We start from the raw sequence: 20,185 nt of genomic DNA, 5'->3' as shown, positions 1-20,185 counted from the left end.
ATCACTAATATCAGACTTTAATATTGCTGATACGGATACAAATCGTCAACATCAATCAAAACTAACATGTCAGTTTAAGAGGGTTGTCATGAAAAAGATTGTGGTTCTCGAGCCGGGTTACGTGCATTACCGTGAAGAAGAAGCCATTCTCGCCGCCTTTCATCCGCAGTTTGTGGTGATCCCTGCCAATACCGCGCGGGATGCGCTGCTGGAACAGTTGCGGGATGCCGATGCCGTGATGCTGCGTGAAGCACGCCTCGACAGCGGCATGATCGCCGTTCTCGATAAATGCCAGGCAGTGGTGCGCTACGGCGTTGGAGTGGATAACGTCGATCTCGTCGCGGCGAAAGAAAAAGGGATTTATGTCGCCAACGTGCCGGATTACGGATCAGAAGACGTCGCCGAACACGCGCTGGCCTTGCTGCTGGCCGCCACACGGCGTATTACCTCGCGCAATCAGCAGGTTCATCAGGGCCAGTGGAACATCGGCCAGGCTGAACCCATGTTCCGCATGAGCGGCAAAGTGCTGGGCGTGGTGGGCTTTGGCCGTATCGCCCGCTGCCTTGCGGTTAAAGCTCGCGGCATCGGTTTCCGTTCGCTGCTGGTGTGCGATCCGCTGCTGGATACGCAGGCCGCTGAAGATGCCGGGGTGGTCAGCGTCTCGCTGGAAACATTGTGCCGTGAAGCCGACTTCATCTCCCTGCATGTCCCATTGTCAGAGAAAACCCGCCATCTGATCGGCGCGCAACAACTGGCGATGATGAAACCCACCTGCGTGCTGGTAAACACCTCACGCGGCGGCCTTATCGATGAAACCGCCCTGTTCCAGGCGCTGCAAAAACGTCAGCTGTTTGCTGCCGGGCTCGATGTGTTTGAGCAGGAACCGATCCGTGCCGACCATCCGCTTCTGACCTTACCTGAGGTGATTTGTACCGACCATACCGCCTGGTTCACTGAGGAATCAGTGATTGAACTACAACGCAAAGCCGCGCAGGAAGTGCTGCGTGTCTTTGAAGGCAACAAACCCCTGAATTGGGTGAATCGATAAGCACCCGCCCTGCCAAGAGGAAGAGAAGATGTACAGCCAAGAGATTATTGAAGGTTACCGTGCGATTTTTTCCACCGCTTCGATTGCGGATGCCTGCGACCAGATTGTGGGTAAAACCATGTTCCTGCCGTTTGAGGTGAAGAACCGTATCAACGACAAAAAAATTGTCGGCCCGGCGGTGACCATCCTTGAAGATGTTACCGATGAAAAATTACCGCCTCAGCACGCGCTGGATGCGATTGATGAGTCAGAAGCCGGTTCCGTGATTGTGATTGGCGGCAGCCCGGCACTGGAGAACGTCGCCGTCTGGGGTGGCCTGATGACCGCGGGCGCGGTGGCGAATAAACATGAAGGCGCAGTGTTGATGGGTGGCGTGCGCGACTTAACCGAGATCCGCCGTGATTACGATTTCCCGGTGTTTGCCAAAACCGTGACCCCTGGCACCACGCTGGGTCGCTTCAAAACTCTGGACGCCAACGTCACCTTAACCCTGGGTGAGGTGACGATTCACCCGGGTGATTTGATTGTCGGTGATGTCGATGGCGTGGTGTGTGTGCCGCAGGCCCAGGTTGCAGCAGTGTTGGAACTGTCCAAATCCATCGACCAGCGCGAGCTTGAACAGGCCAAACTGATTATCCAGTCAGGATCGCTGCGTGAAGGGCTGGCCAAATACGGCCGCATTTAACCGTGTAAGCGGCTGCGGCACCCCGCCGTGGCCGCCTGACAGGACCTTTAAAATGAAAGATCTGGATATTCTCTCCTTCGGTGAACCGCTCTACGAATTCAGCCAGCTACCCGGGGCACAACAGCCGGTCAGTTATCTGAGCGGATATGGCGGTGATACCTCAAACTTTGCCGTCAGCGCCGCGCGTCAGGGAGCGAAGGTGGCAATGTTTACGCAGCTCGGCAACGATGTCTTTGGTGATAAGTTTGTCGCATTGTGGCAGCAGGAAAACGTGCGCTGCGACTGGGTGCGGCGCCATCCCGAGGCCCCTACCGGTATCTACTTTATTAGTCACGATGAACGTGGTCACCATTTTACCTTCTACCGTAAAGGCTCCGCCGCTGCACACCTGCGCCCCCAGGATCTGCCGGAAACTGCCATCGCAGCAGCGCGTCTGCTGCATACTTCTGCGATTACCCTGGCAATCAGCGACAGCGCCTGTGACAGCGTTTTTGCCGCACTGGAACTGGCGCGCAAACATCACACCCTCACCTCATTTGATACCAATCTACGCCTGAAGTTATGGCCGCTGGCACGAGCGCGTGCAGTGATCCACGAAGTCGCACGCCAGGTGGATATTTGCCTGCCAAGCCTCGATGAGGCACGTTTGCTGACCGGATTACAGGATGCCGATGCCATCGCCGATTTCTATCTGCATCTCGGCGTCAAACAGGTGGTACTGAAAATGGGTAGCGAAGGTGCGATGTACGCCAGCACCACTGAGCGGGTAGTCGCGGCAGGCCATAAAGTAGCAACCGTCGATGCTACCGGTGCCGGGGACTGCTTCTCCGGGGCTTTTCTCACTCGCTTACTGGCAGGAGATGCCCCACAACAAGCCTTACAGTACGCCAACGCCGCTGCCGCACTGACCACCACTGGCTATGGTGCTGTAGCACCCATCCCAGGCCGCGCTCAGGTGGATACGTTTCTCCACGCAACACGTTAACTGTGCCAGCCTGCCCCTGAGCGCCGCAGGCTGGCATTTTCGCTACAAACTGACCTCAGCTGGCATCACGACTTTCTTAGCCTTCGGTTTCAGCCCAAATAACATTGAGGTAAAGCGTGAACGTTTTATCAGCCAATAACACAGGGTACTCACCGCAATCCCGGTGGCGCAGTTAATCAGCACATAGATGATCGACAGGTTGGACGGCAGCCAGATATCCATCAACCACGAGAAGGTAATCACCACCGGATAATGCAACAAATAGATGACCAGAGCGGAATCCACTACCCCTGTCAGTAAGCGGTTTTCTTTCAGCGGCAAACGCTCGAAGGTAAACACCAGCCAGTAAGAAAGCACAACCGACAACACACTGCCCATCAGCACCGGAAGATACTTCACAGCGCTGGCAATATGCTGATGCGCAACCACATAGAATCCCAGCCAGGTAGCCAGCGCGATAGCCGCGATCAACCACTTATTGAGCAGCCAGCAATCCGCATATGCCACAATTTTCTCTCTGTTGACATACAGCGCATAGCCAGCGGCGTAATAAACCAGAAAACGCGCGGTAACCGGGATCAATTCAATAAACTCGCCCTGCCCTTTAACCAGAAACTTGAGAAAAAAACAGGCATTGGCCAACAGGATCAGGGTCGCCAGCAGCATTGGCAGCGATAATTTGCCCAATTGCCGCGAGGCGAGTTGATAAAAGCGCCCCGGAATCACCATTGACATGACCGACAGTGAAACCAGAAACCACAGGTGATGCATCCATAAATAACTGTGTAACCAGCCCGTCAGGGATAAGGGCGTGCCTTTCATTTGTCCGGCAATCACATACATTAGCGGGGGAATAAGCAACCAGGCCGTGATCAGTGGCGTAAGTACCCGTTTGCGGCGATTCTCAAGGAAAATCTTTTGCCCTTTACGTAATACAATTAATGCTGCAAACATTCCCGAAAGAAAGAAAAACACTTCCATTCTGAATGTATGAAACATGCTCAGAAAAGCAGTAAATAACTCGGATGGATCGCGCTGCGCGACATAATACCAGCCATTTTCACCAGGCAGACTTCTTGAAGCATGTAAAAGCACACCTTCCAGAATTAATCCTGCGCGCAGCAGGTCGAGACCGATATTTCGGCCAGAGAGAAATGATTGTGTATTCACGTTCGCACCTTCAGTAATGAATTATTTAAAGGGGAAATGACCTCACTCAAAATAATGCTAACATTTCACTCTCTCATTGACAGTTCGTTTACACAGTTTAAGAAAATCGCTATTGCATATAATTAAAATCATGTAAGATCGTTAATGCAGAGGAAAACAAACACATCAGATAAAATGAGACACCCTGATATTTTCTGGCACCTGCCGGGATGGGAATTAACTCATTAAGCGAATGATTTATCGGACATGACGCTATTTTACCCATCCTTTAACGATCACTTCATTTATAGATATTTCGCAATGAAAATATAAAGTTAATATAATGATTCTTTAATCAAAAGAAAAATAAAGCCACCTTACAATGCAACAGAAAAAAGTAATCAACATGCTGATTTAAAACAATATAAACACTTTACATTGATTGCACCCCAGTTCGTTTTATTTTTTATTTCTTTAGGATTGCTCTGATGGCACTTTAGCTGCTGTCATATGGCATATATACTCACAATCTTAGATTCTTTCATCTCCCGTGACTAAAGGCGCATCCGTCATGAAGCCATACTCGTTTCACATCGGAATGTTTTTCTCGTTAAGTACAGCACTCACCCCAGCGATTTCTGCCACTGGCACTACCAATAATAATTTTATTATTGAAGCTTACGGTGGTTCCAGCACCCAGGGAGCGATGGCAGTCCGGGAAAATGGCAAAGTCCATCCTGTTTTCATAAAAAATAATGAAATAGGCCTGATCAACCAATTCCTCAAAGAAAAATACGGCGATGGTATTTCTGTGGTCAATAAAGGTGCTTCGTCATCGCAAGCGATGGACCTGTTAAATGGAAAGTATTTCTATAAAAACAATAAAAGCTGGCGTGAGGAGATGGAAAAATCGCCTGCCCGGATCATTTTGCTAAATTTCGCGACTAACGATGCACGTCATTTTCATTTTCGGGATATTGAGCCGGATTATCGTGTTAGCCCGGATAAATACACTACGGTAATGACGCAATTAGTGAATATTGCCCGCGCAGCAGGAAAAGAAGTGATTCTTCAGGAGCCCCATCCGATTTGCGGCGGCGGAGAGAAATGGCATATCGCGCCTTATGTCAGCAAACTTGATGCGGTGGCACGCGCGGAATCGGTGCCGCTGGTCAGGCAATATCAACGTATTTTGCAGATGAAAGACTGGCAATCGCTGCTATCGCCAGACTGTATTCACCCCTCAGAGGAACTGTATCGCATCAAAGCGCAGGAAACGTTCTCGGTGCTGGTGGCAAATTATGGTCCTGAGTTAGCGGCCGCCGGACGACGGCATAATGCGGATGGCGGACAGATGGTTAAGCGTTAATCGGGCTGTGCAGAGCGGGATTTACCTCATGTCCGAATGGCTTCATTTCTGGTATACATACTGCTCCGATTAGTGGTGGAGCAGACAGTAAAACTATGGCGCAGGATCTTCTGAAAGATGTGGTGTACAAACGAATCAAGGACATGATCGTTAATGGCTCGCTGCCAATGGGCGGTAAGCTTTCAGAATCGGCCCTCGCCACCCGCTTAGCGGCAAGCAAAGCCCCGGTCCGTGATGCCTTACGACGTTTGCAGAGCGAAGGTCTGGTGCAGATTAAACCGAAGAGCGGCACCTTTGTGTTTAGCCTCAACGATCTGGAATTTAAGGATCTGCTGGAGTTTCGCTTTTATGTCGAATCGAAGGCGATGGAGCTGGCGCTGAAAAAAAATCCGAAGCAACTGGTGCAGGAGATTTCGGCGATTCTCGATAACATGGAATTCTGCATTAACAACGGCTCCACTGTGGAATATATCCGGCTTGATAACCTGTTCCACCAGGCGCTGTTTACCTGGTGCCAGAACCCTTATCTGGAGCAGGCCTACACGCTGATTTCATCGCGCATGGCGACCATCCGTAACTATCTCGGCAGCAATGACGAGCATATGCATCGCTCCTGGAATCAGCACGTCACCATTGTGACCGCCCTGCGCAACAATGATTACGACAGTGCGCTGGTGGCTTTACAGGGTCATATCCTGCCGGAATTTGGTGCCTACTGGGGTTTGCTCTAAACCCGTCATCGCCGGGTCGTTTCCCGGCGTCTCGCCCTTCCCTTTGGTCCACCTGAATAATCTCCCTTGTCATTTCTGTGTTATTATTGTTATGTTATAACATAACAATTTATGATTCAGAGGAAATGCTATGCCGTTCGATTCAGACTCACGCCTCCCCGTTACCGTTCTTTCTGGTTTTCTTGGCGCGGGCAAAACTACGCTACTCAACCATATTCTTAACAACCGGGAAGGCCGCCGCGTCGCGGTGATCGTCAATGATATGTCAGAGGTGAACATTGATGCAGCGCTGATACGTGACGGTGGTGCAGAGCTGTCGCGCACCGATGAGAAGCTGGTGGAAATGAGTAATGGCTGCATTTGCTGCACGCTGCGTGAAGATTTGCTGCTGGAAGTGAAACGTCTGGCCCAGGAAGGTCGTTTTGACCAACTGGTGATTGAATCCACCGGTATTTCCGAGCCGCTGCCGGTGGCAGAAACCTTCACTTTTGAGGATGAAGACGGCCAGAGCCTGTCACGGTTTGCCCGGCTCGATACCATGGTCACCGTGGTGGATGGCTTTAATTTTCTGCGCGACTACCGCTCAACCGATTCGTTGCAGGCACGAGGCGAATCACTGGGTGAGGCTGATGAACGCTCGGTCGTCGATTTGCTGGTCGATCAGATCGAGTTTTGTGATGTGCTGGTGGTGAATAAAACCGATTTAATCGACGCGGACGATCAGCAAACGCTGTTTGCCATGCTGCAATCCCTCAACCCTCGCGCGCACATTGTGTTTTCCCGGTTTGGTCAGGTGTCACTGAGTGAAGTGCTGGAAACCGGCCGCTTTGATTTTGATGCCGCTTCTCAGGCCCCCGGCTGGTTGCAGGAATTACGCGGCGAACATCAGCCCGAAACCGAAGAATATGGCATCCGCAGTTTTGTCTATCGCGCACGCCGCCCCTTCCATCCGCAGCGCTTCTGGCATGCCGCAAACCACCAGCTGGATGGCGTGATCCGCTCGAAAGGTTACTTCTGGCTCGCCAGCCGACCGGAATATGCGGCGATGTGGTCGCAGGCCGGAGCCGTGGCGCGTCAGGGCTATGCCGGTCACTGGTGGGCCAGCATCCCACGCGAACGCTGGCCGCAGGATAGCGAATCGCTGGCGTTTATTGCCCAGCACTGGCAGGAAGGCATCGGCGATGCACGACAGGAACTGGTCTTTATCGGGATTGAGATGGATGAAGACCAGGTGCGGAGCGCGCTGGATCACGCCCTGCTGACACCCGCAGAGATGGCTGAAGGCCCGGCAAACTGGGTGAAATTGCCCGATCCCGTACCGGAATGGTTCGAACGTAACCCGGAGGAAGCATAAAGGTACAGAAAGCAACAATTGGCTACGTCTTTCTGCTCATGTCAGGAGTATGCTGAATGACGGAAATTACCCTTACAGGAGAAGACGTTATGCCAGAAGTTGTCGTTTATGCCGCGGAAGGCCGCTCTGTTGAACAGAAAAAGAAACTGCTGAAAGCCATCACCACTGCCGTGTCGGAATCTTTTGAGATCGACAAGAACGCAGTTGTGGTGTCGATTGTAGAAACCCCGTTGCACATGAAATCGAAGGGCGGTATCCCCTTTGATGAGCGCTAACTGATGCTGAGCTGCCTGTCCGTTACCTGAAACGGGCAGGCATTATGCTGCGTCAGATTCTGGCCGCATCCCACAGTTTCATCATCTGCGTGATGGCTCGTTCCGTTTCAGCCAGCGGAACATCATCGCGTGCCAGCGTTGATATCCCCAGCAGAAAGCTATTGAAACTTACCGCTAGCGCTAACGTCTCTTCTTCATCCCTTAATTCCCCCTCACGGATTCCACGCTGAAAGCAATTTTTTATCCCTTCACTGGTGCGTCGCCGTGAATTCTTTAGCGGTTGCAGCACATGACGGTTCTCCTCCGAACATGAGGACATCACGCTCAATGCCACCATGCAACCGCGCGGATGATTGGGTTCATATTGCATGCGGGCGGAGCTAATCAGCGCCGTTTCCAGAGCCTCGCGCGGCGGTAATTCCGCGTCCCACAATGATTCCGTGACCTGCGCATGGGTTTGCAGATAACAACCCACCGCTTCTTTAAAAAGCGCCTCTTTGGAACCAAAGGCAGCATAGAAACTTGGCGCAGTGATCCCTTTGCCAATCGCGGCCTTGAGCTGGGCAAGCGAGGTGGACTCGTAACCATTTTCCCAGAATAGGTGCATGGCATGAATCACCGCTTCGTCGCGGTCAAACTGTCTTGGTCGGCCTGTTCTCATCTTCTCTCCTCCACTACATACATACTAATCGATACATAATTTATTGACAATCGCCGTAACTACATCTCAATATATATATCGATCGATACATTAATTAATCACCGCTAAGGCTGTATTTATGAAGAAAAAACATCGGGCTGAACCGGCCCAGCACCTGCCCATCCTTGCCCTGCTGGCGCTGGCCATGACGGGTTTTATCTGCATTCTGACCGAAACCATCCCCGCCGGGCTGCTGCCGGAGATAAGCAGAGGGCTTCATATATCCCCCTCGCTGGCCGGGCAGATGGTTACCGCATACGCGGCGGGTTCCCTGCTGGCAGCCATCCCGCTGACCATCATGACCCGCACCTGGTCACGTCGCCTGGTATTGCTCAGCACCGTCGGGGGGTTTCTGCTTTTTAATACGCTGACCGCCATCTCTGGCAGCATTACAGTGATCATGGTTGCCCGTTTCCTTGCCGGAGCATCCGCCGGACTCGCCTGGAGCCTGCTGGCTGGCTATGCACGCAAAATGGTGGTGCCCTCTTTGCAGGGACGGGCTTTAGCGCTGGCGATGGTCGGCACGCCGATTGCGCTGTCGCTGGGCGTACCGGCGGGTACCTGGATGGGGGCGTTTTTGGGATGGCGTCTGACGTTTGCGGTGATGTCGGGGCTATCTGTGCTGTTGATTGGCTGGATCCTGCTGGCAGTGCCAGATTATCCGGGCAGCTCAGCCACGCAAAAAATGCCTATCGGTGCGGTGTTGTTGATTCCAGGGGTCCGTTCGGTGCTGGGCGTGGTGCTTACCTGGATGCTGGCGCACAACATTCTTTATACCTACATCGCCCCGTTTATTACGCCTGCGGGTTTAGCCCCGAGGGTTGACGTGGTCCTGCTGATATTTGGCCTGGCGGCATTGGGCGGGATTTATATCACGGGCCGGATTATCGACAGCCACCTGCGCAATGCTGTTTTGTTGTCTCTGGCGGTGTTTGCTGCTGTGGCGTTGGTGTTTGCCATCGGAGCAGCATCCCCGGCGGTGATGCTGGTCGGGATCGGCGTCTGGGGCCTGACGTTTGGCGGCGCAGCGACCCTGTTGCAAACGGCACTGGCGGACGCGGCGGGTGAACATGCTGATGTCGCGCTTTCCATGAACGTGGTGACCTGGAACGGCGCTATCGCGCTGGGTGGTCTGGTGGGGGGATTATTGCTGGAACATGTCGGTAGCCGATCCTTTCCCTGGGCGTTGATCGTTCTATTGCTGGCAGCGTTCACCATCGCACTGCGGGCCGGAAATCATGGTTTCCCGGCAGCCAGCAGAGAGTTGACGACCAGCCAGTGATTCGCGATCTGTATCAGGATTTAAAACCTGGCTTGTTATTGGCTGTGCGCCAGGTTTTGATTTCATTCACGATATCCTGCGGTGTCAAGTCATCGTCACTCCAGAAAATGAGGTCATTACAATCAGGATAACCTGAAATCTCACATATATGGTCAATGAGTGAATCCTGATACTCCTCACCACCATCCGCAGAGAAAATTTCTTCGATGAGGTTTGTAAATTCTATTTCCGTATAATCCTGAAGTTTTCCTTTCCGTTCCATTCTAAAGACCTTTTCGACATAACCAGATTACTTATTGTTAGTAAAAGGGCCGGAATGAAAATCACATTCCGGCCATACATACCTAAATTTCAGCGAATAAATTTATAAGTCAGGATCTAAAGCTTGATTTATTGTTATCCGCGCGCCAGTTTTTAATTTCCTCTACGACTTTCCTGGGCGTAATATTCTCATCTTGATTGTAATAAATCAGATCAGAACCATTCGGATGTTCCGATACTGCAATAAAATTCTCAAGCAGCTCATCCTGATATGCTTCACTACCTTCAACTGTAAAGATTTCAGTTACAAGCTGAGTGAATTCAGCTTCCGTGTAATCTTCATATTTATTTTTGAGTTCCATGCAGCACCTTACTTGTTTGAGTGGGTATTGATATGATGTTTTGGTGTCATTACCTTAATGTTTTCAACATTATAAACTTCACCGCCGAGCGAGATAAGTTCAGTGTGATGAAGCTCAAAGGAGCGACGACCGCCAACACCCTCTTTCATTGAAACTCGTGGAGCAGAACCCTTTCTCATACGGCCAACATTTTGCGCTGTAAACTGCGCTGCCAGCTCCGGATCTGCTGCCACCTCCTGCCAAAACGCCTTACGAAACGCATCGAAACTGCTAAATTCGCGGTCGCGCAGCCGATCAGCGATACGTGTTGGTACCGGGGAGCCTAAACCCTCACTCGCTCCGGCTAACCATGTTCCTTCCACATCAGCCCCGGTTCCTGTGACTTTACCCGGCAGATCGCGGCCGCTTTGCAGCATGACGTAGGCAGGATCCAGCCCAGAGTCTGCCGGGAAGATAAGTATAGCGTCGCGAAAATCCAGATCATCGGCTTGCGGAAAACTTTCCACCGCTGGGCTAGCCGCGCCAGGATCGGTGTTGCCGGTATTATCGGGCACCGCTTCGTTGTGCACGGGCGTAGCCAGTGGCGGCAATCCCTGATATCCCGGTGCACCTTCTGGCGAGACCAGAATGGTACGCGAAGGCAGCCCGCTCTCCGCCGGAATTGTGACGCTATATAAGCCCGTCACTGCATCCACCGTCGCGCTCAATACCCGGACCCGACTCGGATTGATCGTGCGGACCAGATAGGTTTTTAACAGGCCATCGCTAAAGTAAACGCGCCCGCGCACCGACATCTCAACCGTGCCATCTGCCGCAGCGGCAGCCAGCAACTCATGCTCTGCAGGCAGGTTAATGGCATCACCGGGCATTGCCGACAGGAACATATTGATATCGTCACGGCCCGGCACCTGGTCGCTGCCCTCGCCCGCGCCCGGAATATAGGTGACTGAGGCGATAAGCGCACCTACACCACTCCCGGCCAGGACTGTACCGAGCAAATCCGCGAGAACCGCCCGGACAGTGCCCCAGGCAGCGGCGGCGGCCGCCTCACCGAGCGCGTAACCACCCAATCCGGTTTCAGCAAACGTCAGGGGGGCAACCGCAGCAGCAGCAGCCGGAAATCCAGCAAAACCAAAAACATTGGGTTCTTCGAGTTTAGAGCGTGCGGCTTCAAGCGCAGCTGCTTTAGACGAGGCTTCGGCCTCTGCCTGTGCTCGTGCCTCCGCTTCGGCTCTGGCACGTTCTGCCGCCTCGCGCTCGGCCTGAACACGCGCTTCCTCGGCGGCCTGCCGGGCGAGTTCTTCCTGGCGCTTAGCTTCCGCATCAGCCTGTGCCTGTTGCAAACGGCTTTGCGCCTCCTGCAACTGCTGATTAGCGCTGTTAAGCGTTGCCGTCTGGTTGGCAACATCCTGACTTAACGCGTTATTTTGCGCCTGAAAGGACTCAACGGCACTTTGCAGCGGCTCCCTTTCATTGAGTCGCGGATCAATCTGCGCTTTATGGAACTGATTAGCGCGGACCGTATCACCCGCCTTCATCATCGAAGCCCAGACTTCACGCAACTGGGCAATTTCGCCATTCAGCTGATCCAATCTGGGTTGACGCGCGTTGATCTCCGCATTGTTGCTGTTGATCTGTGCATTATCAGCGTTGATTTGGTTGCTGGCGGCAGTTGCGGCGGCTGATGCGTTGTTAACATCCCGCTGCGCAGCTTCGACGGGATGTGCGGCGTCCCACTCAGCCTGACGACGTCTTTCCTCTTCTTCGGCCTGCCGCTGTGCCTCTGCGGCAGCGGCTGCTTCTGCTACTTTACGTGCAGCTTCCGCCTCCATCGCTTTCTTAAGGTTAATCTGTTCCTGAGCCAGCGCTTTCGCCTGCTCCTGACGTGCGGATTCTCCTTTCATCCATTCCTGTCGGCTGGAATTCAGTGGACGAGAATAGAGGCTGACGTTGACGATATCGTCATTACCGTCCACTGATACCATATAGATATAACCATCGACCGCAGCACGATAACCGGAAGGGACTTTTGCTGTGACGTTGGTGCGTAAGTTGTCATTACTGCTGCCGCCTTCATTACCGTCGGACCAGTGAAGATGATCATCACTGACCCAACTCCAGCCACCGGTTATTTGAATGCGTTGTTCACCATTGACCATGATCATCTCAGGTGTGCCAGGATTATATGACCAATAGCCATAGCCCCTGTCACCCGCATTTCCAGACCCGGCGTTACCGCCACCCGTATTAACACCGCCGGTTGGCCCGCGATCGCCATCACCGAATTGATTGTTGTGGGCGTTATCAAATCCATTACCCATAAAATATCCTCTTTAATTAAGATTCTCTCAAAGTGATTTATTCACACCTGCAGCAGCGACATCCGTCATCTTTAAATTGCGGATGAAAAGCCGCGTTGAATATCATTGGATAGAAAAACAGCCCTCACAATAAGGAAAAATTAAAATAAGCAATCAATAATATAATTATCATGTCGCAGTGGTTTAGATAATAAAAAATCACATCGGTTAATTTCATTACCCAAAAGAGTAAGGTGATTAATCAAAAGAACAACCGAGGGAATTAATTAGTTGATGTCGTAAGTTTTAGCGGATGCACATGACAAACAATGTCAACATCTTGATACTACCAACATATCAAATAAGTGAATTATTAGAGTGAGGGTCAATTGCGCATCCGGTCAGGAGATCGTACTTTACACAGCGGGACAAATGTGCGTCCGCTAAAGGAGAAAAATGTGTTTATAATCATTGATGATTATTGTAAATCAATTTACTTCAAACGGAAGGAGTTATTAATGACAAAGATGGAATTCTCTTATTATTGCCTGCTTGTCCAACACAAAGGAAGGCTAGTCCCTGCCAATCTGGTTATCGAACACGTCTGGCCCGGTAGAGAAGCGGTAACTTCGCAGAACAACCTTTCTCAACTTACCTTTAAAGTTAAAAAGAAAGTGCTCGAAGCCGATGGGGAGGTGATATTAAGATCATCACTTAGAGAAGGGTGTATGCTTTCGCACGGCAGACGAACGCTAACATTGTTCGTCAAATCCAGATTGATGTCCAGGATATGCAGACTCGTCCTTATAAGGAAACCGCATTAACCGAATGATATGCTACATTAATCTTCATAAGATAAATAGATTCTTAAAATAGTCACTTTATTACATCAGGGATACAACACTAAAAACTCATTATCGAGGCATTAATAAATCAATCACATAAAATTAATTAAATCCCGGCAAAGATAATTCGTTATTAGCACTGCTCACTCCTATCATTTTTCTTCCCGTTAACCTGAATACACAGGCCAGGTGTGATATGAAACCAACTTTGTTTTTAGCGATTGCTGCATCCATGGTATTCCTGACAGGAGGTTGTCAGAACAACTCCCCGATTTACGGGAATTACTCTTCTGAAGTCTGTCTGCAAATCGGGCAGAATCATGATTCGAACTGCTCAAATTCCGGCGATAAGTGGAAAGATAAATCCGCAGATGAATTACCGGTCATGAGCGATAATAATGGCCCTCAATGATTCATATTCATAAAACTTCAGGTGCGGCTTGTCTGCCTGTCAGATAACACCGCACCCTTCCACCCGCATAACGACGCTTTAGCACTGCAAATCCGCTTCGCAGCCATCGAATTTTCAGTATCATAGCCCGATCTGCCGTTTTCTGGATTGAGTATGACCAATCAACACACCTCCCTGTTTGCACGGCTTACATCCGTCCTGGCGGATGAAAGCCGTACGCCCCTGTACAAGCGCTTTGCTTCCGCAATTAAAGATGCCGTGCGCGAGGGTGTACTGGTGCATGAGGAGATCCTGCCGGGTGAACGTGAGTTCAGCCAGTCGCTGGGGATTTCGCGCATAACGGTACGTAAAGCGATGGATGAGCTGGAAAAAGATGGCGTAGTGTTTCGTTCACGCGGTTATGGCACACAAATTTGCAGTCAGTTCGAGTATTCACTCAAAGAACCGAAGGGCCTCTCGCAGCAGGCGGTGTTGCGTGGCAAAAAGCCCGATACCGTGTGGATCAACAAAAGCAAAATTCGTTGCACCGCCGAGATTGCAGAGAAATTGGGCCTTAGCAGCGGCAGCGATGTTTGGCAGCTGAAGCGCATTCGCTATGTCGATCAGCAGGCGGTGTCCGTGGAGGAATCGTGGGTATCGACGCAGTTGATTGCCGATGCGGATGATATCGGCATCTCGCTGTACGATTACTTCCGTGAGCAGCAAATTCTGCCGGTAAAATCGCAGAGCCGCGTCAGCGCACGTATGCCGGATGAAGCGTTGCAAAAGCAAATCGCCCTGCCCGCCAATGTGCCGGTGCTGGTGATTAAGCAACTGGCACTCGACGCGCAAGGCAATCCGCTGGAGTACAGCATCAGCTACTGCCGCAGCGATATGTACGTGTTTATTGCTGAGTAAGCCGCTGCTGCCAGTAAGTCGCCAGCGCCGCGCGGTCCGGCGCACAATCACCGCCGCGCTGCGACACGACATAGGATGCCACCGCATTGCCGAGCGCAACGCTGTCAGCCAGTGTCCAGCCGGAAGCCAGACCGGCCAGTAAACCGCCTGCATGACTGTCGCCTGCACCAATGGTGTCCACCACGGTGGTGTTCAGCGCCGGAATCCAGCCCTGCGTCTCGCCATCGTTATAGCCCGCACCATCACTGTCGAGCCGTACCACCATCGCGCTGCCGAACCGTTGCTGCCAGCGCGTCAGCAGGCTTTGCGCATCAAAGGTTTCCGTTGCATCAAGGCGCTCCCGCCACAGCAGTTCCGCCTCCTGCCTGTTCACTGTAATCAGTGGTTTCAGCGCCATGATGCGCGCAAAATCGGCATCCGCGATATCCGCCAGGCGTGGGCCAAAGTCCACCAGTAGCTGATAAGGTGCTGCCTGACGCTCCAGCCACGCGATCAACACCTCGCCGCTTTTGCTGGTGAGCTGATACCCCGACAGATAGATCCAGCGATGCTCCGGTTGTGGCAAGGCATCGAGCAGCGCCGCGTCCCACTGATTTTCTACGCCGCTGACCGAAAGAAAGGTACGTTCCCCGTCCGGTTCCACCAGCGCCAGGCACCAGCCGTTATCACCGGACGCGGTTTCGAGCACACTTTCGATGCCATATTCTGCCAGCTTCTGGCGCACAATCCCTGCCCATATCCCCTTGCCGAGTGGCAAGGCATTGACCGATGGGACGTCAAGCCGATGCAAGGCAATCGCCACGTTCAGGGCGCAGCCCCCCACATTGACGCCCTGTTGCTGCAACTCAATATCGCTGCCACGATGCGGCAGCGAATAAGCATCAGCAATCACGTCAACCACCGCCGCACCGATGACGCAGACCGGCAGACGAGCTGTCAGCCGGGCGAGGCAATCAGGCGTCAGCATAGGCGGCCTCACGCTGCTGACGGAAGCGGCTGAACGCGCTGCTGTAGCGGGTGAAATCGAGGTTATTGGCCGCATCAAGTTCGGCTTTTAATGCCGGATCGATCGCCTCAATCCCCTGCAATGCCCCACAAATCGCCACTGCCATCGCGCCAATGGTGTCGGTATCGCCGCCCAGATTGGCGCAGAGAATGGCACACCGGTTGGGATCGCAGGCGGCCAGTTCCACCATGGCAATGGCGGCTGGCACCGATTCGATAGTGCTGGTACCGGTGCCCACCAGATCATAAATCTGCTGCATGGTTGATTCGACGCCCCTGCCCTGCGCCACCACCTGCAATGCCAGCTCGATACGCGCGGCAATCGACGCGCTGAAGGTGGTCACACGCTTCTCCTGTGCAGCGCGGGCAATGGACGGCAACTCATCGCGAATGGTTGCCCAGCTCGCACCATCAATCGCCCGCGAGACGGCCCAGGCAATCGCCGTGGCACCGGCAATCGCCACGTCGGACTTGTGCGTGGGGCTGGAAGCCAGCGCCACCGCATCAATAAAGCCAGTCAGGTCGCGCGCCGGTAACAGGCAGCCCAGCGGTGAAACGCGCATCGCCGCACCGTTGGTCATGCCGTTATTTTCCAGCTGTGCCACCGGTGTGCCGGCCTTCAGTGCATTGAGCGCGATTTTTGACGTCGGCCCCAGCACATTTTTATTGAAGGCATCGAACGCTTCCGCCCAGCGCAAAATATTGGCACCGATGGTTTCCGCGTTGATGTCACCATCATGGGTGATGATGGCGTCAGCCAGCGCCAGCGCCATGGAGGTGTCGTCGGTAAAGGCCGCCCGGCCAAAATAGCAGGCGGCGTTATTTTCAGCCGGACCGGGCAAAAAGCGATCGATCCAGCCAAAATGCTGTTTCACGCGCGAACGCGGCCAGAGTTCCGACGGCATACCCATCGCATCGCCCAGTGCCTGACCATAAAAGGCGCCCAAAATCCGTTTTTCCTGGTGTGTCATTGTCATCTTCACTTCTCTTATTTATGGCTTTCAGCGGTTGCTGAAGTATCAAAAGCGGTTAATTCTTCACTGCGTTTTTTGCCATCGCGGAACAGCGTGATAAATGCGAGGGTGATAATCACAATCATCACGCTACCGAACATCCACATCCCGGCCCAGTTAAATGTCAGACCATTTTGCGGTTTGTCGTAAGCAAACATCTCCTGCATCAGATAACCCCCAAGGCGGTAGCCCAGCAGGCTGCCGATACCCTGACAGGCCAGCGTGATCAGCCCCTGTGCCGCGTTACGCATCGCCACTGGCGCTTTCTTGTCCACGTAAATGTAGGCGGTGATGAAGTAGAAGTCATAGCTGACGCCGTGCAGCAGGATGCCCATAAACAGCAGGCCGTAAGTCAGCAGGTTCTGATCGCCGCCAAACACAAAGAACACATAGCGTAAGGCGGCGGTCACCAGCCCCAGCAGCAGCACTTTGCCGATGCCGAAACGCTTGATAAAGAACGGCAGCGCCAGCAGGAAAAAGATTTCCGAAACCTGGCCGAGCGTCATCCAGCCAGTTGCGTGTGGCAGCCCCACTTCTGTCAGGTAGCCTTCGGCGAAGATGTAATAGAAGGCCAGCGGCATGCTGAACAGGAACGAACAAACGAAGAACACGAGGAAGCTGCGATCTTTCAACAGATGCAGCGCATCGAGGCCGAGCGCCACGCGCAGGCTGAACTTGCCAGTGCTCTTAGGTTGGGTAGCGGGCAGCATCAACGCGAAGATCCCCAGTACCAGCGAGCTGGCGGCGGTGATCAGCAAGGGCACGTTACTCGCCGAGATATCGCCGAAGCCAAGCAGTGGTGGCAGAAAACCACAGGCGATACCGGACGCGATCCAGCCAATGGTGCCCATCACGCGCACGCGGGGGTAATCACGCTCCACATCGCCGACATGAGAGAAGGCAATGCTGTTGGTTAAGGCGATGGTCGGCATGTAGGTCAGCGCGTAAAGCAGCAGCAGCGGGAAGAAGCCGGCAAAGTGCGTCTGCTGCGCGGCGAAGAACATCAGGATCGCCCCGGCTATCATCAGCAGCGCCAGCACCTTCTGCGCCTGGAAGAAGCGGTCGGCCAGTGAGCCCACCAGGATCGGAGACAGAATGGCAGCGATGGAGGTGCAGGCATAGCACCAGGCAATCTCCATCGGCGTAAAACCGTTTTTGCTCAGAAAGGCCCAGAGCGGCACAAACCATGCCCCCCAGATAAACCATTCGAGAAACATCATGAACGACAGTTTTGGCATTGTATTTTTCATCGAACTCACTCCCCGGTGTTGGTAGAACCAATCTAACACCAGTAACAATACCTTTATAATACCATTAGCTGATAGTTTGACCTACCACACATAATTTTAACCGATGGTTAACAGACAAAAAATGCGCGATAAATTGCGCCGCTACGGATACGTACTGGCCCGTAGCGGCGCGATTTATCGCGCAGGATTTAGGAAAGAATAAGTTTAACGGTTAACCAGTTTCGCCGGTAAGGCGATGACCAACAGGCAGCTCAGCAACAGACAAACGGCAAAGAACCACAGCGCGCCATTGCCGCTGCCGGTGAGATCCAGCGCGATACCCATCACTGAATTACTGACCAGTCCGGCAATGTTGGCGATGGAACAGGCAAGCGCAAAGCCTGCCGCAGCCGCCGTGCCTTTCAGGAAGGTGGCTGGCAGGCTGAAGAATACCGGCACGGCACCAATGATCATCGCCTGCGCCACGGAGAACAGCAGCACCGTCATCATCACGTTATGGGAGAAAAAGGTACTGGCTCCCATCGCCGCTGCGCCAACAATAAACGGCACGATGATATGCCAGCGGCGTTCACGCATCCGGTCTGAGCTGCTGCCAATCACCAGCATCCCGATCAGCGCCGCCAGGCTGGGGATCGCCGTCAGGTAACCAATCGTCGCGATATCGGTGGTTCCTGCGTTTTTAATAAAGGTCGGCATCCAGAAGCCCATCGCATAGGCGCTCAGCAGAATGGAGAAGTCGATCCCGCCCAGCATCACCACGCGGATATTCAGCAGGCCATCACGCAAACGGTGTTTTACCCCTTTCGCTTCGCCTTCGTCAGCGGCCAGCTCGCGCTGCACCGCCTGTTTTTCATCTTCGCTCAGCCAGCTGGCGCTTTCCACGCTGTTCGGTAGTAACCAGAAAGTCATCACGCCCAGCAGCACGCTCGGGATGCCTTCTAGCAGGAACAACCACTGCCAGCCGCGCAGGCCGTAAACCTCATGAAAATTGCCCATGATCCAGCCGGAAAGCGGCCCACCAATCAAACTGGAGAGCGGCAGACCAATCATAAACAGCGCGATGATGCGGCTGCGACGCCACGAGGGGAACCATTTGGTGAGATAGAACAACACCCCCGGCAGGAAACCGGCTTCTGCCGCGCCAAGTAAAAAACGCACAATGTAGAACTGCATCGGCGTCTGCACCAGCAGCGTCGCGGTGGAGAGTAAACCCCAGGTGATCATGATGCGCGCAATCCAGATCTTTGCGCCAACACGTTGCAGAATCAGGTTGCTCGGCACTTCAAACAGAATATAACCGACAAAAAACAGCCCGGCCCCCAGGCCAAACGCGGTTTCGCTCAGCGACAGATCGCTCGCCATTTGCAGCTTCGCCAGACCGATATTGATACGGTCCAGATAGGCTGCCAGGTAACACAAACAGAGAAAAGGAATCAGTTTCCAGGTGATCTTGCGGTAAATCGCGGCAGTGTCCTCGGCTGCCAGCACAGCAGGACGGGTTGTAGCAACAGTCATGATTTTCTCCGGGCGCAATAAACCCTGATGGGCATGTTGTTATGCGTTTCGCTTACCAGCGAAACCTGTTCTTTGTGCGCACTCCGTGCAGGTGAATAAGCGCCCTTAACGGGCGCTGAACTGTCCGAGATATTCCAGCGTGGTGGCTTTGGACACCACATCGCCGTACTTACTGTCGATGTCAAACAGGTTGGCTTCATGCGGGGCTGCGTGGCGATCGCCGACGCATTCACGTACCACCATGGCACGAAAGCCGTATTGCAGAGCGTCCACGGCGCTGGCGCGTACGCAGCCGCTGGTGGAACAACCGGCGATGATCAGGGTATCGATGCCTTCCGTCACCAGCAGCGATGCCAGTGCGGTGCCAAAGAAAGCGCTGGCATATTGTTTGGTGATCACCACTTCCTCCGGCAACGGCAGCACTTCCGGGCAGAACGACGCCAGCGGATTGCCTTCCACCATGTCGCGCATCACCGGCGCTTTCTGCACCCAGATACCGCCGTCACGCTGGTGCTGTGGGTGATAACGAATCTGGGTATGGATCACCGGAATGCCGCAACGGCGCGCCATCGCCAGCAGTGCTTCTGATTCCCGCACCGCCTCCACCACGCCCGGCGCAAATAAAGGCGCGCCCTCGGTGGTGTAGCCTTGCAGAAAATCGATCATCAGCAGCGCGGGACGCTTGCCAAAACCAATACGGTTGCCCCAGACACCGGCGTAATTGTCACTGGCGCTTTGTGTCATCAC

General features: G+C 53.2%; 20 protein-coding genes. 10 read left to right on the top strand and 10 right to left on the bottom strand.

Features of this window, described 5'->3' with window-relative positions:
• Positions 1–88 precede the first annotated feature (88 nt).
• Genes PW844_RS08990 through PW844_RS08980 form a run of 3 tightly spaced genes read left to right on the top strand, consistent with a single transcriptional unit; the run spans position 89 to position 2,718 of the window.
• Positions 89–1,048 (top strand): C-terminal binding protein, encoded by a 960-nt coding sequence (locus PW844_RS08990; RefSeq protein WP_299450513.1) that lies wholly within the window; start codon positions 89–91, stop codon positions 1,046–1,048.
• Between the two features lie 28 nt (positions 1,049–1,076).
• A complete protein-coding gene (locus PW844_RS08985; RefSeq protein WP_299450511.1) occupies positions 1,077–1,733 on the top strand; it encodes an RraA family protein in 657 nt (218 codons plus the stop codon).
• A 52-nt stretch (positions 1,734–1,785) separates the two neighbouring features.
• Complete coding sequence (locus PW844_RS08980; RefSeq protein WP_299450509.1) at positions 1,786–2,718, top strand: sugar kinase; 933 nt, start codon at positions 1,786–1,788, stop codon at positions 2,716–2,718.
• A gap of 42 nt (positions 2,719–2,760) precedes the next feature.
• Here the strand turns inward: PW844_RS08980 and PW844_RS08975 are convergent, their stop codons facing one another.
• Positions 2,761–3,888, bottom strand: a complete 1,128-nt coding sequence (locus PW844_RS08975; RefSeq protein WP_299450508.1) for an acyltransferase family protein — start codon at positions 3,886–3,888, stop codon at positions 2,761–2,763.
• A gap of 550 nt (positions 3,889–4,438) precedes the next feature.
• Between PW844_RS08975 and PW844_RS08970 the strand changes: the two genes are divergently transcribed.
• The 4 genes from PW844_RS08970 (at position 4,439) to PW844_RS08955 (ending at position 7,596) form a co-directional block, all read left to right on the top strand.
• Positions 4,439–5,236, top strand: coding sequence for an SGNH/GDSL hydrolase family protein (locus PW844_RS08970; RefSeq protein WP_299450506.1), 798 nt, complete (start codon positions 4,439–4,441; stop codon positions 5,234–5,236).
• A 95-nt stretch (positions 5,237–5,331) separates the two neighbouring features.
• A complete protein-coding gene (locus PW844_RS08965; protein WP_084881200.1) occupies positions 5,332–5,967 on the top strand; it encodes a GntR family transcriptional regulator in 636 nt (211 codons plus the stop codon).
• Positions 5,968–6,097: 130 nt separating this feature from the next.
• Positions 6,098–7,321 carry a zinc metallochaperone GTPase ZigA gene (gene zigA, locus PW844_RS08960; RefSeq protein ID WP_299450504.1) on the top strand — a complete coding sequence of 408 codons (1,224 nt, stop codon included), beginning with the start codon at positions 6,098–6,100 and terminating at the stop codon, positions 7,319–7,321.
• 89 nt (positions 7,322–7,410) lie between these two features.
• A complete protein-coding gene (locus PW844_RS08955; protein ID WP_299451110.1) occupies positions 7,411–7,596 on the top strand; it encodes a tautomerase family protein in 186 nt (61 codons plus the stop codon).
• Between the two features lie 52 nt (positions 7,597–7,648).
• Here PW844_RS08955 and PW844_RS08950 read toward each other — a convergent pair whose 3' ends face one another.
• A complete protein-coding gene (locus PW844_RS08950; RefSeq protein WP_299450503.1) occupies positions 7,649–8,257 on the bottom strand; it encodes a TetR/AcrR family transcriptional regulator in 609 nt (202 codons plus the stop codon).
• Between the two features lie 118 nt (positions 8,258–8,375).
• On the opposite strand from PW844_RS08950, the gene PW844_RS08945 reads away from it, so the two are divergent.
• Positions 8,376–9,578 carry an MFS transporter gene (locus PW844_RS08945; RefSeq protein ID WP_299450501.1) on the top strand — a complete coding sequence of 401 codons (1,203 nt, stop codon included), beginning with the start codon at positions 8,376–8,378 and terminating at the stop codon, positions 9,576–9,578.
• Positions 9,579–9,591: 13 nt separating this feature from the next.
• Here the strand turns inward: PW844_RS08945 and PW844_RS08940 are convergent, their stop codons facing one another.
• From PW844_RS08940 to PW844_RS08930, 3 genes are all read right to left on the bottom strand, one after another.
• Positions 9,592–9,840: a bacteriocin immunity protein gene (locus PW844_RS08940; protein ID WP_299450499.1), complete on the bottom strand. Its 249-nt coding sequence runs from the start codon at positions 9,838–9,840 to the stop codon at positions 9,592–9,594.
• A gap of 109 nt (positions 9,841–9,949) precedes the next feature.
• Complete coding sequence (locus PW844_RS08935) at positions 9,950–10,201, bottom strand: bacteriocin immunity protein (protein ID WP_299450497.1); 252 nt, start codon at positions 10,199–10,201, stop codon at positions 9,950–9,952.
• Between the two features lie 8 nt (positions 10,202–10,209).
• A complete protein-coding gene (locus PW844_RS08930) occupies positions 10,210–12,522 on the bottom strand; it encodes an S-type pyocin domain-containing protein (protein ID WP_299450494.1) in 2,313 nt (770 codons plus the stop codon).
• Positions 12,523–13,542: 1,020 nt separating this feature from the next.
• On the opposite strand from PW844_RS08930, the gene PW844_RS08925 reads away from it, so the two are divergent.
• Positions 13,543–13,758 (top strand): hypothetical protein, encoded by a 216-nt coding sequence (locus tag PW844_RS08925; RefSeq protein WP_299450491.1) that lies wholly within the window; start codon positions 13,543–13,545, stop codon positions 13,756–13,758.
• Between the two features lie 153 nt (positions 13,759–13,911).
• Positions 13,912–14,655, top strand: a complete 744-nt coding sequence (locus tag PW844_RS08920) for a GntR family transcriptional regulator (protein WP_299450488.1) — start codon at positions 13,912–13,914, stop codon at positions 14,653–14,655.
• On the opposite strand, the gene PW844_RS08915 is transcribed toward PW844_RS08920, so the two are convergent.
• The 5 genes from PW844_RS08915 to PW844_RS08895 all read right to left on the bottom strand — a co-directional run bounded on the left by PW844_RS08915 (position 14,642) and on the right by PW844_RS08895 (position 20,182).
• Positions 14,642–15,622, bottom strand: coding sequence for a PfkB family carbohydrate kinase (locus PW844_RS08915; protein ID WP_299450486.1), 981 nt, complete (start codon positions 15,620–15,622; stop codon positions 14,642–14,644). The two genes, PW844_RS08920 and PW844_RS08915, sit on opposite strands and share 14 nt — an antisense overlap.
• Positions 15,609–16,631, bottom strand: a complete 1,023-nt coding sequence (locus tag PW844_RS08910) for an ADP-ribosylglycohydrolase family protein (protein ID WP_299451107.1) — start codon at positions 16,629–16,631, stop codon at positions 15,609–15,611. The genes PW844_RS08915 and PW844_RS08910 overlap by 14 nt, the downstream gene beginning before the upstream one ends.
• 17 nt (positions 16,632–16,648) lie before the next feature.
• Positions 16,649–17,923 (bottom strand): nucleoside permease, encoded by a 1,275-nt coding sequence (locus PW844_RS08905; RefSeq protein WP_299450484.1) that lies wholly within the window; start codon positions 17,921–17,923, stop codon positions 16,649–16,651.
• 204 nt (positions 17,924–18,127) lie between these two features.
• The gene (locus tag PW844_RS08900) at positions 18,128–19,438 is read right to left on the bottom strand and encodes an MFS transporter (RefSeq protein ID WP_299450483.1); all 1,311 of its coding nucleotides are present in this window, start codon (positions 19,436–19,438) and stop codon (positions 18,128–18,130) included.
• A 105-nt stretch (positions 19,439–19,543) separates the two neighbouring features.
• Entirely contained in the window at positions 19,544–20,182 is a 639-nt protein-coding gene (locus PW844_RS08895) for an N-carbamoylsarcosine amidohydrolase (RefSeq protein ID WP_299451104.1), read from the bottom strand.
• Positions 20,183–20,185 lie beyond the last annotated feature (3 nt).

Origin of the sequence: Pantoea sp., assembly GCF_028283705.1 — a bacterium.
Lineage (GTDB): Bacteria > Pseudomonadota > Gammaproteobacteria > Enterobacterales > Enterobacteriaceae > Pantoea.
The sequence above is the reverse complement of the archived record's forward strand: the minus strand, read 5'-3'. Positions and strand labels throughout refer to the sequence as shown.